Genomic DNA, 15974 nt, shown 5'->3' on the forward strand with positions numbered 1-15974 from the left:
GTTAAAACCTCATCAAACTCTTCAGGCGCATATCACTGCGGGTTGGCACGAGTGCTGGAAAGCAACGATTTCAGGTTGGCAGCCTTTGGCTTGACCAGCCAGAAACGGCGCAAGTAGTCATCGAGGTTCTCGGCGAGCTCACGACCCCACTCGCTGTCGGTTTCCGCGACGTACTCGTTCAGCACGTTTTGCAGATGGCTGCGGTAGGCCTCCATCGCCTCGCCGCTGATCCGCTGGATTTCCACCAGTTCGTGGTTGACCCGGTCAACGAAGGTGTTGTCCTGGTCGAGCACGTAGGCGAAACCGCCGGTCATGCCAGAGCCGAAGTTATAACCGGTCTTGCCCAGCACGCAGACAAAACCACCGGTCATGTACTCGCAGCAGTGATCGCCGGTGCCTTCCACCACGGTGTGGGCGCCGGAGTTACGCACGGCAAAACGCTCGCCCGCGGTGCCGGCGGCGAACAGCTTGCCGCCCGTGGCGCCGTAGAGGCAGGTGTTGCCGATGATTGCACTGTCCTGGGTCTTGTAGACGCTGCCCTTGGGCGGAACGATGACCAGCTTGCCGCCGGTCATGCCCTTGCCCACGTAGTCGTTGGCATCGCCTTCCAGGTACATGTTCAAGCCACCGGCGTTCCAGACGCCGAAGCTCTGGCCCGCGGTGCCCTTGAAGCGGAAGGTCACCGGTGCCTTGGCCATGCCTTGATTGCCGTGCTTGCGCGCGATTTCGCCGGAGATCCGCGCACCGATGGAACGGTCGCAGTTGCAGATATCCAGTTCGAACTCGGCACCGCTCAGGTCGTTGATCGCCGCAGCGGCCATGTCGACCATCTTCTCGGCCAGCTCACCCTTGTCGAAGGGCGGGTTGCGATCAACCTGGCAAAACTGAGGCTTGTCTGCCGGAATCAGATCGCTGCCCAGCAACGGGGTCAGGTCCAGGTGATGCTGCTTGGCGGTCTGCCCCTCGATGATGTCCAGCAGATCGGTACGGCCGATCAGCTCTTCAAGGGAGCGCACGCCCAGTTTCGCCAACCACTCGCGGGTTTCCTCGGCCACGTAGGTGAAGAAATTCACCACCATGTCGACGGTGCCGATGTAGTGGTCCTTGCGCAGCTTGTCGTTCTGGGTCGCCACGCCGGTAGCGCAGTTGTTCAGGTGGCAGATGCGCAGGTATTTGCAGCCCAGGGCGATCATCGGCGCGGTGCCGAAGCCGAAGCTCTCGGCGCCGAGGATGGCGGCCTTGATCACGTCCAGGCCAGTCTTCAGGCCACCGTCGGTCTGCACCCGGACCTTGCCGCGCAAGTCGTTGCCGCGCAGGGTCTGGTGGGTTTCGGCCAGGCCCAGTTCCCACGGCGCACCGGCGTACTTGATCGAGGTCAGCGGCGATGCACCGGTGCCGCCGTCGTAGCCGGAGATGGTGATCAGGTCGGCATAGGCCTTGGCCACGCCGGCGGCGATGGTGCCAACGCCCGCTTCCGCCACCAGTTTCACCGAGACCAGCGCCTTGGGGTTCACCTGCTTGAGGTCGAAAATCAGTTGCGACAAGTCTTCGATCGAGTAGATGTCGTGGTGCGGCGGTGGCGAGATCAGGGTCACGCCAGGAACCGCATAGCGCAGCTTGGCAATCAGGCCGTTGACCTTGCCGCCGGGCAGTTGGCCGCCTTCGCCGGGCTTGGCACCCTGGGCGACCTTGATCTGCAGCACTTCAGCGTTGACCAGGTATTCCGGTGTCACACCGAAGCGGCCGGTGGCCACCTGCTTGATTTTCGAACTCTTGATGGTGCCGTAGCGCGCCGGGTCTTCGCCGCCTTCACCGGAGTTGGAACGCGCACCGAGGCGGTTCATGGCTTCGGCCAGGGCTTCGTGGGCTTCCGGGGACAACGCACCGAGGGAAATACCGGCCGAATCGAAGCGCTTGAGCACCGATTCCAGCGGCTCCACTTCACTGATGTGCAGCGGCGTGTCGAGGGTCTTGACCTTGAGCAGGTCGCGGATCATCGACACCGGACGGTTGTCCACCAGCGAGGTGTATTCCTTGAACTTGCCGTAGTCGCCCTGTTGCACGGCGGCTTGCAAGGTGTTGACCACGTCCGGGTTGTAGGCGTGGTATTCGCCACCGTGAACGAACTTCAGCAAACCGCCCTGCTGGATCGGCTTGCGCGGGCTCCAGGCCTCGGCGGCCAGGGCTTTCTGTTCGGCTTCGATGTCGACGAAGCGCGCGCCCTTGATACGGCTCGGCACGCCACGGAAGCTCAGCTCGCAGACTTCCTCGGACAGGCCGATGGCCTCGAACAATTGCGCGCCACGGTACGAGGCGATGGTCGAGATGCCCATCTTCGACAGGATCTTGAGCAGGCCCTTGGTGATGCCCTTGCGGTAGTTCTTGAACACCTCGTAGAGGTCGCCCAGCACTTCACCGGTACGGATCAGGTCGCCCAGCACTTCATAAGCCAGGAACGGATACACCGCCGAAGCGCCGAAGCCGATCAGCACCGCGAAGTGATGCGGATCGCGTGCGGTAGCCGTTTCCACCAGGATGTTGGAATCGCAGCGCAGGCCTTTTTCGGTCAGGCGATGGTGCACCGCACCGGTGGCCAGCGAGGCGTGGATCGGCAGTTTGCCCGGGGCGATGTGACGGTCGGTCAGCACGATCTGGGTACGCCCGGCGCGCGCCGCTTCTTCAGCCTGGTCCGCAACGTTGCGGATCGCCGCTTCCAGGCCAATGTTCTCGTCGTAGTTCAGGTCGATGACCTGACGCTCGAAGCCGGGACGATCGAGGTTGGTCAGCGAGCGCCACTTGGCCGGGGAAATGACCGGTGAACTGAGGATCACCCGCGAGGCGTGTTCCGGCGACTCTTGGAAAATGTTGCGCTCGGCACCGAGGCAGATTTCCAGGGACATCACGATCGCCTCGCGCAGCGGGTCGATCGGTGGGTTGGTCACCTGGGCGAACTGCTGGCGGAAATAGTCGTACGGCGTGCGCACGCGTTGCGACAACACGGCCATCGGCGTGTCGTCGCCCATGGAGCCGACCGCTTCGTAGCCCTGCTCGCCCAACGGACGCAGCACCTGGTCACGCTCTTCGAACGTCACCTGGTACATCTTCATGTACTGCTTGAGCTGGTCGACATCATAGAAAGCCGAACCGTGGTCGTTGTCTTCCATGGTCGCCTGGATGCGCAGGGCGTTCTTGCGCAGCCATTGCTTGTACGGATGACGGGACTTGAGGCGGTTGTCGATGGCATCGGTGTCGAGGATCTGGCCGGTCTCGGTGTCCACGGCAAAGATCTGGCCCGGACCTACGCGGCCCTTGGCGATGACGTCCTGGGGCTGGTAGTTCCAGACCCCGATTTCCGAGGCCAGGGTGATGAACCCGTTGGTGGTGGTGACCCAGCGCGCCGGACGCAAACCGTTACGGTCGAGCAGGCAGACGGCGTAGCGACCGTCGGTCATGACGATACCGGCCGGGCCGTCCCACGGCTCCATGTGCATGGAGTTGTATTCGTAGAAGGCGCGCAGGTCCGGGTCCATGGTCTCGACATTCTGCCAGGCTGGCGGCACGAGCATGCGCACGCCACGGAACAGGTCGATGCCACCGGTCACCATCAGCTCCAGCATGTTGTCCATGCTCGAGGAGTCCGAACCCACGCGGTTGACCAGCGGGCCGAGCTCTTCGAGGTCCGGCATCAAATCGTTGGCGAACTTGGTGCGACGGGCCACGGCCCAGTTGCGGTTGCCGGTGATGGTATTGATCTCGCCGTTGTGGGCGAGGAAGCGGAATGGCTGGGCCAGCGGCCATTTCGGCAGGGTGTTGGTGGAGAAGCGCTGGTGGAACACGCAGATCGCGGTTTTCAGGCGCTCATCGCTGAGGTCTGGATAGAAGGCGGTGAGGTCCGCCGGCATCATCAGGCCTTTATAAATGATGGTCTTGTGGGAAAAGCTGCAGATGTAGTGATCGGTGTCGGCGGCATTGGCCACGGACGAACGACGACGGGAGCTGAACAGCTTGATCGACATGTCCTGGTCGCTCAGGCCTTCGCCAGCGATGAACACCTGCTCGATCTGCGGCAGGCGCTCGAGCGCCAAGCGGCCGAGGACGCTGGTGTCGATCGGCACTTTGCGCCAGCCAACCAGTTGCAGGCCGGCGGCCAGGATCTCGCGATTCATGTTTTCGCGAGCCGCCTCGGCCTTCACCGGGTCCTGGTTGAAGAACACCATGCCCACGGCGTACTGCTTGGGCAGGGTTACCCCAAACGTTTCCCGGGCTACGGCACGCAGGAACTCGTCGGGTTTTTGAATCAGCAAGCCACAACCGTCACCGGTCTTGCCGTCGGCGTTGATCCCACCGCGGTGGGTCATGCAGGTCAGGGCCTCAATGGCCGTTTGCAAAAGGGTATGACTGGGCTCGCCCTGCATATGGGCTATCAGGCCAAAACCGCAGTTATCCTTGAATTCATCTGGTTGGTACAGACCTGCTTTCATAGACACTTTCTCACCAGGCTGCCTCTTATCGAGACAAATTTCTTTTCAATTCAACCAGTTGCATGCCGCGCCGAACGTACGCCAGCTTTGCGGGGGCAAAAGGGAGGTCATTGTACACACCGACACAGGGGCTCACAAATTTGACGACGAACTGTCGCAAATCCATGTCGCATTTGTGAAAGGTTTAAAGCTATATGCTGTGCTAGTCAAAACTTTTTTGGGTTCGACCGCTACGACTCAAACGCTACTGTGACGCAGACACCACAAGGCGCGCGGCCTGAAAGGCCGCCCGCCCTTGCGGAAATTTTGAGGTTGCCGGGAGAGGCGGCCTGGGTAAGGCCGCCGAATCTTCAGCGAGTTGCTGCCAGTTCCTGTTGGACGCTGGCGACAGTGCGAGGCCAAGGTTTACCAGCCTGAACCTTCGCTGGCAAGGCCTTGATGGCGGAAACGGCTGCATCACGGTTGGCGAAGCTGCCGTAGGTGATGACATACAGCGGCTTGCCATTGAGGACTTTCTTGAAATAGCGGTACTCGCCGCCCTGTTCCTTGACGAAGTTCTGCGCCGCGGTTTCGGAGCTTGTGCCGAGGATTTGCACCACGTAGTTGCCCGGTGCCTGGCCGGCGTACCAGCTACCGCCCGCGGCCTTGGCCGGGGCAGCGGCAGGCTTGGCCGCCGGTGCTGGCGCTGCCGGCTTGGCCGCAGGCGCTGGAACCGGTGCAGGCTTGGCGGTGGCGACCTGAGTGGGCGCTGGGGTCGGCTTGGCGGCTGGAGCTGGTGCAGGCGTCGTCGGCGCAGGACCGGCCGGTACGCCCGCAGGCGGCGCGGTGGTGGTCACGGTAGGTGGCACGTCGCTGGTGTCTTCGACCGGAGGCGGCGCACCGTCGTCACCCTCGGTGATTCCACCTGCGGCTTCCGCCAGGGGCCCACGCATGACCGGTTGCGAGTTACCGACCAGCGGCAGCGGCATCGGCTGGGTGTTGCCGGCAAATTCCACCGCCGGTGCACCGCCGTTGGGTTGCGGTGTACCTTGGCCAAGGGGCAGTTGCGCCTGTTCGTTGGCAGGTGCGCCGGTGGTTGGCGCCTTGCTGCGACCCGGCATCAGCCAGGCGGCGGCAACCGCGACCACGACGACGGCGGAAATTGCCAATACGTGTTTCTTCGGCATGTTGAACCCCATACTTGGACGCTTCACCGCTGAGCGGCTGGCAATCATGACTTCGATGAGAGCATCGCGGGCAACCTGGTTGATGTTGCCAGGCCAACCGTCGGCGCTTTCGTGAATCTCAGAGATCTGATCGGCGGTGAAAAGTTCGATGCCCCGCCCCGCACCTTCAAGACGCTGGGCCAGGTATTCACGGGTTTCTTCCTCGGTGTAGGGCGCCAGTTCGATGACGTGGAAGCGCTCTTCCTCGAGGTTCAACTGGTCCAGGTCGGCGATCAGCGACGACTCGCCGAACAGGAACACATGAGGGCGACCCTCCGGCGCACCGGCCGCCAGGGCCAGCAGGGCTTCGAGGGCCGATTCGTCAAGTTGCTCGGCATCGTCCACCAGCAGATAGACTTCCTGCCCGGTCAGCGCCAGTTGCACGATCTGATCGAGAATGGCACCGACTTCAGCCTGGGCGACGTTCAGCGCCTGGGCCACCTGGCGCAACACGCCGGCGGCATCGCCGGCGCCACGGGCCGACACCACCACGCTTTGCACCGACTGTTTGTTGGTGCTGGCCACCAGGGCCTGGCGCAGCAAGGTCTTGCCGCTGCCCTGGGGACCGGTGACCACCAGGAGCAACTGGCTGTAGCGCGCCAGGTGATGCAACTGGCCCAGCACCGGCTTGCGCTGGGCGGGGAAGAACTTGAAGCCCGGGACCCGTGGGGCAAAAGGGTCATGACTCAATTGGAAATGGCCGAGGAAAGCCTCGTCGGCATGCAAACTAGTCATCGCAGTCTTATTAACCTTTAAGCTGAGCCAGGGCGCGGTAGTCCGCTCCCAGCGTGGCCTGTAGAACTTCTTTCGGATAATCGTCGGTCACCACCGCTTCGCCCATGTGGCGCAGCAGCACCAGGCGCAGACGACCGTCGATCACTTTTTTGTCGATTGCCATGTGTTGAAGAAAATCCGCCTCGCTCATTTCCTCGGGCGGAACCACCGGCAGCCCGGCGCGCTGGAACAGACGAATACCGCGATCGCGCTCCTGCTCGCTGATCCAGCCCAGGCGCGCGGACATCTCCAGGGCCATGACCGTACCGGCCGCAACCGCTTCACCGTGCAGCCAGACACCATAGCCCATGTGGGTTTCGATGGCATGGCCAAAGGTGTGCCCCAGGTTGAGCGTGGCGCGCACCCCGGACTCACGCTCATCGGCACCGACCACGGCGGCCTTGGCGGCGCAGGAGCGCTCGATGGCGTAGGTCAGCGCCGCTTGATCCAACGCACGCAGGCGGTCGACGTTCTCTTCGAGCCAGCCCAGGAACGGTTCGTCGCAGATCAGCCCGTACTTGATGACTTCCGCCAGCCCCGCAGACAGCTCGCGAGCCGGCAAGGTATTGAGGGTGGCGGTGTCGATCAGCACCACGTTGGGCTGATAGAACGCACCGACCATGTTCTTGCCCAGCGGATGGTTGATTCCGGTCTTGCCGCCCACCGACGAGTCGACCTGCGACAACAGCGTAGTGGGGATCTGGATGAAATCGACACCACGCTGGTAGCAGGCGGCGGCAAAACCGGCCATGTCGCCGATCACACCGCCGCCCAGGGCAATCACCGTGGTACGGCGATCGTGCCGTGCGGTCAGCAGGCCGTCGAAAATCAGTTGCAGGGTTTCCCAATTCTTGAAGGCTTCGCCGTCGGGCAATACCACGGAAATCACCGAAAAGGCCGACAGGCTGCGGGTCAGACGCTCCAGATACAGAGGCGCGACGGTTTCATTGGAAATGATCGCCACTTGCCGCCCGGCGATATGCGGCGCCAGCAGTTCGGGCTGGTCCAACAAGCCTTCGCCAATATGAATCGGGTAGCTGCGCTCGCCCAGGTCGACCTTAAGTGTCTGCATGTGTCCCCACAGTGAAGATGGAATCAGGCGTCCTGCCTGCAATTAACGAAAGTCCACGGTGCTTGTCCTGACGCCAGTTAATGGCCATACGCCACGCCCCAGACGGGCCAAAACGGGACGTCGAGGATAGCGCATTTCGCCAGGCGCATTAACGGGGCGGTAGCTGCTGAAGGCGATCGAGAATATCCAGCACCACCATCCGCGGCGGCCGCTCATCGGTTTCCACCACCAGGTCGGCGATCTCCCGATACAACGGATCACGCAGCTCCAGCAGGTCGCGCAGGGTCTTGGCCGGGTCGGCGGTGCGCAACAGCGGCCGGTTGCGGTCCCGGGCGGTGCGGCCGACCTGCTGCTCGACAGAGGCGTGCAAATAGACCACTCGTCCGCCGGCATGCAGCGCCCGACGATTGGCTTCGCGCATCACCGCACCACCGCCGGTGGCCAACACCACGCCCTCGAACGCGCACAGCTCGGCAATCATCGCCTGCTCACGGTCACGAAAGCCCGGCTCGCCTTCCTTATCGAAGATCCATGGGATATTGGCACCCGTGCGCAATTCAATTTCCTTGTCGGAATCTTTGAACGGCAGGCGCAGCTCTTTGGCCAGCAAACGGCCGATGGTGCTTTTTCCAGCGCCCATCGGCCCAACAAGAATCAAATTTCGCACAGAATCAACGACTCACAGCAATCGCCTGGTTATTCATGATACGCGGAGTGAGGAACACCAGCAGCTCGGATTTTTTCTCCGAAACCACATCACGCCGGAAAAGGCGGCCAAGATACGGCACATCGCCAAGAAATGGCACCTTATCTACGACCTTGCTCTGAGTATTTGAGAAAACCCCGCCAATCACAATGGTCTCGCCATCATTGACCAAGACCTTGGCGTTGACTTCGTTTTTCTTGATCGGCGGCACATCCTGCACCTTGTTCAGGTAGTCCGGCTCATCCTTGGTGACCTTGACCTCCATGATGATGCGGTTGTCCGGGGTGATTTGCGGGGTCACTTCCAGGGACAGCGAGGCCTCCTTGAACGACACCGAGGTGGCACCGCTGGAGCTGGCTTCCTGATAAGGAATCTCCGTGCCCTTGAGGATCTTGGCCGTCTCCTTGTCGGACGTCACCACCTTGGGCTGGGAGACGATTTCCCCGTTACCGGTTTTCTCCATGGCCGTCAGCTCAAGGTCCAGCAATACGTTGTCGGTGATGAACGCAATGCCGATCCCCGAAGTATTGCCCGAGGCGCCCAGGTCCACGAACGGCTGATTGGTGCCGGTACTGCCCGGCGTGCCAATGGTCGTGGAGGTGCCGGTGGTCACCCCCGAGGAGTTCCAGTTGCCCTTGTTCTGGATCGAACCGCCCCAGCGCACGCCCAGGCTTTTGTCGTAGTCGACGTTGGCCTCGACAATGCGCGCCTCGATCATCACCTGGCGTACCGGAATATCCAGCTGCGCCACGATCCGGCGCAGTTCGTCGAGCCGATCCTGGGTCTGGTAGGCAATGATGTTGTTGGTGCGCTCATCCACCGTGATCGTGCCGCGCTCATCGGCTTTCGCCTCGGCGCTGGTCACCGACTGGAACAGCTTGGCGATGTCCGCCGCCTTCGCATAGTTGACCTGCAGCAGCTCACGCCGCAGTGGCGCCAGGTCGGCAATCTGCTTTTGCGACTCCAGCTCCTGGCGCTCCCGCGCCGCGATTTCATCGGCCGGGGCCACCAGCAGCACGTTGCCGACCTTGCGCTTGTCCAGGCCCTTGGTCTTGAGCACCAGGTCCAGCGCCTGGTCCCACGGCACATTTTGCAGCCGCAGGGTGATGCCACCCTGCACCGTGTCACTGGCCACCAGGTTCAGGTTGGTAAAGTCGGCAATCAATTGCAGGACCGAACGCACCTCGATGTCCTGGAAGTTGAGCGAGAGTTTTTCGCCGCTGTAGGCAGCGCGGTCGGCGTTGCGTTTTTGCAGGTCGTCGACGGTCATGGGCCGGACGCTGACGGTGAGCTTGTTGTCGGTCTGGTAGGTCGAGTAGTCGAAGGTGCCGCTGGGCTCGATGCTGATGGTCGCTCGGTCGCTACCGGCGCTGGCATTGACGAATTGCACCGGGGTGGCGAAGTCCTTGACGTCCAGGCGCACCCGCAGCGGCTCGGGCAATTGGGTCTTGGCGAAATTGAGAATGATCTTGCCTTCGCGCTCCTGGATGTCCGGGGCGATGGACGGATCGGACAAATCGATCACCACGTTGCCTTCGCCCTGGGTCCCGCGCTGGAAATCCACCCCACGGATCGCCTTGCCCACCGGCGCACTGCTCCTGGCAGGCGCCGCGCTGGCAACCGCCGGGCGCGGAGCCTGGGCGGTACTGTTGCGGGCAGTGCTCTTCGGGGTGGCGCCCTTGCCGACCACCACGAACAGGTTATTGCCTTCGACCCGAGTGTCATACGGCGCCAGTTGGGTCAGGCCAATGATCAACCGGGTGCGATCCCCTGCCTCGACCACGGTGGCGCTACGCGCATTGCCCCCACCCAGGTCGCGGGTTCTACTGGCCAGTTGATTGGTCACGCCCGGCAGGTCCAGCGCAATCCGGGCCGGTTGTTCGGTGGTGTAGCCCCGCGGTGTCGGCGGCGGTCCGTCGAAGGTAAGTTTCAACTCGACACGGTCCCCCGGCAACGCCGCCACATCCAGCGTCTTCAGGCCGGCCCCAAGAACCATCGGCGATAACAGCGCTGTCCATAGCGAAATACCGAGGGCTGAAAAAAACCTGTTCATTGTTCGACTTCCACTATGAATGCTCTTTCAAAGGAATGGTCCGGGGTCGCTCCAGCCAGGCACCCTCGCCATCGGGAACGATTTCGACCACATCGACCTGGGTGGCGCTGATGGCGACGATCCGCCCGTCGTTGCGTCCCAGATAGTCACCGACCTTGAGCCGGTGCACCCCGCCCGCGCCCCGCAGGAGCGCGAAGGAGCCCGCGGCGTTGGAGATCGTACCGACCATTTCGAACTGTTCGATGTTGAAGCCTTCCAGGTACTGCTTGACCCGGTTGGGGTCGGGCCGGACGTTGCGCGAGCCGCGCTGCCGGTCGGCCTGGTCCACACGGACCTGCCGGGAAAACGGGCTGCGCAGGTTGGCGGCGCTGTAGGTAAAGGTCTCCTGGGGCCTGAACGTCGGCGTCGGCTCGATCTTGCCGGGCGGGCGCAGGCGCACTTCGTTCATGTAGGCGTCCAGGTCGCTGAACCCGCTGTCATTGTTGCAGCCCGCCAACACGACCAGGCCTGCCAGCAGACAGAGACGGCACACCATCGGCCTCATGGCTGCGCCTCCTGCTCGTTGTAGCGGTAGGTCTTGGCCTGGATGCTCATGCGCAGTTTCGTGCCAGCCTCGGGCTCCATCGGGGCGATCTCGAAATCATGCAGCGTGACGATCCGGGGCAGCCCCGCCACCCCACTGACGAACGTCGCCAGGTCGTGGTAGCCGCCGGTCACGGTGATCTGGATCGGCAGCTCGATATAGAAAGGCTGGGTGACTTCCGGCAGCAGCTTGATTTCCTCGAACTCCAGGCCGCTGCCCAACCCGGTGCGGGTAATGTCTTCCAGCAGGCCCGGCACCTCGGTATCGCTGGGCAATTGCCGCAACAGCACACCAAAAGACGTTTCCATCTGTTTCATCTGCTCGGTGTAGCGTTCCAGGTTCGCGGCCATGTGGGCCTTGCCCGCGAATTGCGCCTTGAGCGTGTTCTCTTCCTCGCGCACCTGCTGCAATTGGTTTTCCAGGTCACTCAAGGCAAAGTTATAGCCCAGCCCCAGCACCAGGGCCACCAGCAGGATGCCGGCCAGCCATTTGATCGGTGCCGGCCAGGAGCCGATATTGTTGGTGTCCAGATCATTGATGTCGATCTTGCGCAGCGCGTCGAACCACTCCCCCGGCTTCATTCGGCGTCCTCCACTTCGACCGGGCGGGTCTGGCGAACCGTCAGCTGGAAAACGTTGGCCTGGTCGAGCTGGCCAGCGGTGGTCGCCTTCACCTCCGTCAAACTGGGCGCATCGAACAGGTCCGACGAGTCCAGGTTGCGCATCAGGTCCGAGACCCGGTTGTTCGATTCCGCAGCGCCCTTGATGAAGAGCGTCCGGTCTTCCATTTTCACTTCGGTGAAGTAAACGCCATCCGGCAGGGTCCGCACCAACTGGTCGAAGATGCGTCCGCTGACCGGTCGATTTCCTTGCAAGTCCTGGATGATGCGCATGCGCTCCAGCAATTGCTGGCGACGGGCTTTCAATTCGCTGATCTGCTTGATGCGCTCATCGAGCACGGCGATCTGGCCGGAGAGATGGCTGTTGCGAGCGACCTGGTGGTCGATGGCGTTGTCGATGTAGCGGACGGCGACCAGAATCACCCCGACCGCTCCGACCAGCGCGCCCACCAAGGCCAGCAGAAAGCGTTTGCGCCGTTCTTCGCGCAGCTCTTCGCGCCAGGGAAGCAGGTTGATCCGCGCCATCAGTCGAAACTCCTGAGGGCCAGCCCGCAAGCGATCATCAGCGCTGGCGCATCACTGGCCAGGGCACCGGCATTGACCTTGCTGCTCAGGGCCATGTTGGTGAACGGGTTGGCCACCTGGGTCGGCGTGCCCAGGCGTTGCTCGATCAGCCGGTCCAGGCCGGCGACGGAAGCCGTGCCCCCGGCCAGTAGGATGTGATCCACCGCGCTGTACTGGCCCGAGGCGAAGAAAAATTGCAGGGAGCGCGAAACCTGCTGCACCAAGGCCTCGCGAAAAGGTTGCAACACTTCGCCGAGATAATCGTCCGGCAGCCCACCCTGCTTCTTTGCCAGGCCCGCCTGCTCGGGTGTCAGGCCGTAGCGGCGCTGAATTTCCTCGGTCAACTGGCGGCCGCCGAACAGTTGTTCGCGGGTATAGATGATGCGCCCGTTGTGCAACACGCTGAGGGTGGTCATGGTGGCGCCGATGTCGATGACCGCCACGGTCAGCCGCTCCTGGGACGCGGCCAGTTGCGTGGCGAGCAGGCCAAACGCCCGTTCCAGCGCATACGCCTCCACATCTACCACCCGGGCCGTCAACCCGGCGAGCGCCAACGCCGCCTCGCGGACCTCGACGTTTTCCTTGCGACAGGCCGCCAGCAGTACTTCGACGCGTTCGGCGCTGCGGGGCGAAACGCCCATCACTTCGAAATCGATGGCCACCTCATCCAGCGGATAGGGGATGTATTGATCGGCCTCGATCTTGAGCTGGTTCTCCATCTCGTCGTCGGACAGGCCGGCGTCCATCTCGATGGTCTTGGTGATCACCGCCGAGCCCGCCACGGCCACCGCCACGCTGCGCAGGGGTGTCCGGGCCTTGGCCAGCAGCCGCGACAACGCCTGCCCCACCCCTTCGAGCTCGGCGATGTTCTTCTCGATCACGGCGTTGGCCGGCAACGGTTCGACCGCGTAGGACTCGACGCGGTATCGCTCGCCCTGGCGACTCAACTCGAGCAGCTTCACCGACGTCGAACTGATGTCGATCCCCAGAAGCGCATGGGCTTTTTTATTGAAGAGTCGTAGCACTACCAATTCCCTATGACTATCCGTGAGTTACGGACTCTCTAATATGCATTGCGTTCAATCACGGCCGTCCGACGGACGTCCGGATGGCATGCCTGACGAAAAAAAATGCTTATAATGCCCAGCGTTTTTTTTCGCTTTGTTGCAAGCACGGGTCCATCCCTGCACCTGGCGCCTTTTTCATTCTTTGCCTGGATATCCAAAAGCCTTGATTCGTCTGCTGAAATTTTTCGGATGGTCCATCGTCGCCGTTTTCTGCGGACTGCTCTTGGGCCTGAGCGGTGCTTTTCTTTACCTTAGTCCGGGTTTGCCGTCCGTGGAGGCGCTGAGAAGTATTCAGTTGCAGATTCCTTTGCGGGTGTACAGCAGCGACAACAAGTTGATCGCCGAATTTGGCGAAATGCGCCGCACACCGATCCGTTTCGCCGACATTCCCCCCAATTTCATCAATGCGTTACTAAGTGCTGAAGACGATAACTTCGCCAACCACTACGGCGTCGATCCTGGCAGCTTGATGCGCGCGGCCAGCCAGTTGGTCAAGAGCGGGCACATCCAGTCCGGCGGCAGCACCATCACCATGCAAGTGGCCAAGAACTTTTTCCTGACCAGCGAGCGCAGCTTTTCGCGCAAGACCACCGAGATCCTCCTGGCCCTGCAGATCGAACGGCAACTGACCAAGGATGAAATCCTCGAGCTGTACGTGAACAAGATTTACCTGGGCAACCGCGCCTACGGCATCGAGGCGGCGGCGCAGGTGTATTACGGCAAGTCGATCCGCGATGTGAGCCTGGCGCAGATGGCGATGATCGCCGGCCTGCCCAAGGCCCCGTCGCGCTTCAACCCGCTGGCCAACCCGACGCGCAGCAAGGAGCGACGCGACTGGATCCTGGGACGCATGTACAAGCTCGGCAAGATCACCGAGGCCGACTACACCGCCGCGATCAATGAGCCGCTGAACGCCAGCTATCACGTGCCGACGCCGGAAGTGAACGCCCCGTACATTGCCGAGATGGCCCGTGCCGAGATGGTCGGGCGTTATGGCAGCGACGCCTACACCGAAGGTTTTCGCGTGACCACCACGGTGCCGAGCAACTTGCAGGAAATGGCCAACACCGCGCTGCACGAGGGCCTGATGACCTACGACCAGCGCCACGGCTACCGTGGCCCTGAATCGCGCCTGCCGGGCAAGACCAAGGAAGCCTGGGCCCTGGAACTGACCAAGCAACGCACCATCAGCAGCCTGGAGCCAGCGATCGTCACCTCGGTGGACAAGGACGGCATCAAGGTGCTGACCCGCAATGGCGAGCAGGAAGAACACGTAGCCTGGGACACCATGAAATGGGCCCGCCCATTCCTCAACACCAACAGCATGGGCGCCAACCCACGGCAACCGTCGGACGTGGCCCAGGTCGGCGACCTGGTCCGCGTCCAGCGCCAGGCGGACAATACGCTCAAGTTCAGCCAGATCCCGGCCGCCCAGGGCGCGCTGGTGTCCCTCGACCCACAGAACGGCGCGATCCGCTCGCTGGTGGGTGGCTTCGCCTTCGAGCAAAGCAATTACAACCGCGCCTTGCAGGCCAAGCGCCAGCCAGGCTCGAGCTTCAAGCCGTTTGTCTACAGCGCCGCCCTGGATAACGGCTATACCGCCGCCAGCCTGGTGAACGATGCGCCGATCGTGTTCGTCGATGAATACCTGGACAAGGTCTGGCGACCGAAGAACGACACCAATACCTTCCTCGGACCGATTCGCCTGCGCGAGGCGCTGTACAAATCCCGCAACCTGGTCTCGATCCGCTTGCTGCAAGCGCTGGGCGTGGACCGCACCATCGACTACATCAGCAAGTTCGGCTTCAACAAGCAGGACCTGCCGCGCAACCTGTCCCTGGCCTTGGGCACCGCGACCTTGACGCCGATGGAAATCGCCATGGGCTGGAGCACGTTTGCCAACGGCGGCTACAAGATCACCCCGTACATCATCGACAAGATCGAAAGTCGCAATGGCGAGACACTGTTTGTTGCCAACCCGCCACGGGTCCCCACGGGCGAGCCGGCCAGCGATGGCGTCGCCGCACCGTCCACCGAGACGTTCACGGTCAATGCGACACCAGGCGAGGCCACCACGGCCCCAGGCCTGCCGCAAGCGCCCGCCATCGCGGAGCGCATTGTCGATGGCCGCACCACCTACATTCTCAACAGCATGCTGCAGGACGTTATCAAGCTCGGCACTGGCCGTCGCGCCCTGGCCCTGGGCCGCACTGACCTGGCGGGCAAGACCGGCACCACCAATGAATCCAAGGACGCCTGGTTTTCCGGCTACAACGCCGACTACGTGACCACCGTCTGGACCGGTTTCGACCAGCCTGAAAGCCTGGGCCGCCGCGAGTTCGGCGGCACCGTGGCGCTGCCGATCTGGATGAACTACATGGGTGCCGCCCTCAAGGACAAACCGCCGCACACCCAGCCGGAGCCGGAAGGCATCCTCAGCCTGCGGGTCGACCCGGTCAGCGGCCGCGCGGCCACGCCAGGCACCCCAGGGGCGTACTTCGAACTGTTCAAGAGCGAAGACACGCCACCGTCGACCAACGAACTGGGCAACGGCGTCGCCCCGGGTAGCCCGCTGCCGGCGGACGAAGCGGCACCGATCGATCTGTTCTGACCCATCCACATCCCTGTGGGAGCCGAGCTTGCTCGCGATGGCGGCAGCCCAGGCAACCCAAAACCCGTGGCGAGGGAGCTTGCTCCCGCTGGCCTGCGCAGCAGGCCCTGCATGTTTATAGACCGACCGCATTGCCCGGTTTGCGACTGCTGCGCAGCCGAGCGGGAGCAAGCTCCCTCGCCACAGGGTTGGATTGAGGCTCGAGCGTTGGGCTGAGAGGCCTTGGGTGATTGAAGCTC

10 protein-coding genes are annotated in these 15974 nt (G+C 62.5%); 1 reads left to right on the top strand and 9 read right to left on the bottom strand.

Going from position 1 to position 15974, the window contains the following annotated elements:
- Positions 1 to 32 precede the first annotated feature (32 nt).
- The 9 genes from gltB to HU715_RS26480 form a co-directional block, all read right to left on the bottom strand.
- Positions 33 to 4481: a glutamate synthase large subunit gene (gltB, locus tag HU715_RS26440; RefSeq protein WP_186706079.1), complete on the bottom strand. Its 4449-nt coding sequence runs from the start codon at positions 4479 to 4481 to the stop codon at positions 33 to 35.
- Positions 4482 to 4831: 350 nt separating this feature from the next.
- Entirely contained in the window at positions 4832 to 6421 is a 1590-nt protein-coding gene (locus HU715_RS26445) for an AAA family ATPase (RefSeq protein WP_186706080.1), read from the bottom strand.
- Between the two features lie 10 nt (positions 6422 to 6431).
- Entirely contained in the window at positions 6432 to 7532 is a 1101-nt protein-coding gene (gene aroB, locus HU715_RS26450) for a 3-dehydroquinate synthase (RefSeq protein WP_186706081.1), read from the bottom strand.
- A 148-nt stretch (positions 7533 to 7680) separates the two neighbouring features.
- Positions 7681 to 8199, bottom strand: a complete 519-nt coding sequence (gene aroK, locus HU715_RS26455; protein WP_060739556.1) for a shikimate kinase AroK — start codon at positions 8197 to 8199, stop codon at positions 7681 to 7683.
- A gap of 4 nt (positions 8200 to 8203) precedes the next feature.
- Positions 8204 to 10291 (bottom strand): type IV pilus secretin PilQ, encoded by a 2088-nt coding sequence (locus tag HU715_RS26460; RefSeq protein ID WP_186706082.1) that lies wholly within the window; start codon positions 10289 to 10291, stop codon positions 8204 to 8206.
- Between the two features lie 13 nt (positions 10292 to 10304).
- Complete coding sequence (locus HU715_RS26465) at positions 10305 to 10835, bottom strand: pilus assembly protein PilP (protein ID WP_272972270.1); 531 nt, start codon at positions 10833 to 10835, stop codon at positions 10305 to 10307.
- Positions 10832 to 11455, bottom strand: a complete 624-nt coding sequence (pilO, locus tag HU715_RS26470; RefSeq protein WP_186706083.1) for a type 4a pilus biogenesis protein PilO — start codon at positions 11453 to 11455, stop codon at positions 10832 to 10834. Before pilO ends, HU715_RS26465 begins: the two co-directional genes overlap by 4 nt.
- On the bottom strand, positions 11452 to 12018 hold the full coding sequence (locus HU715_RS26475; RefSeq protein WP_186706084.1) for a PilN domain-containing protein: 567 nt from the start codon (positions 12016 to 12018) through the stop codon (positions 11452 to 11454). The genes pilO and HU715_RS26475 overlap by 4 nt, the downstream gene beginning before the upstream one ends.
- Positions 12018 to 13082, bottom strand: coding sequence for a type IV pilus assembly protein PilM (locus HU715_RS26480; RefSeq protein WP_186706085.1), 1065 nt, complete (start codon positions 13080 to 13082; stop codon positions 12018 to 12020). Before HU715_RS26480 ends, HU715_RS26475 begins: the two co-directional genes overlap by 1 nt.
- A 208-nt stretch (positions 13083 to 13290) precedes the next feature.
- Between HU715_RS26480 and HU715_RS26485 the strand changes: the two genes are divergently transcribed.
- Complete coding sequence (locus HU715_RS26485; protein ID WP_437182520.1) at positions 13291 to 15735, top strand: penicillin-binding protein 1A; 2445 nt, start codon at positions 13291 to 13293, stop codon at positions 15733 to 15735.
- Positions 15736 to 15974 lie beyond the last annotated feature (239 nt).

It is taken from the genome of Pseudomonas zanjanensis (assembly GCF_014268745.2).
In the GTDB taxonomy this organism is placed as follows: domain Bacteria; phylum Pseudomonadota; class Gammaproteobacteria; order Pseudomonadales; family Pseudomonadaceae; genus Aquipseudomonas; species Aquipseudomonas zanjanensis.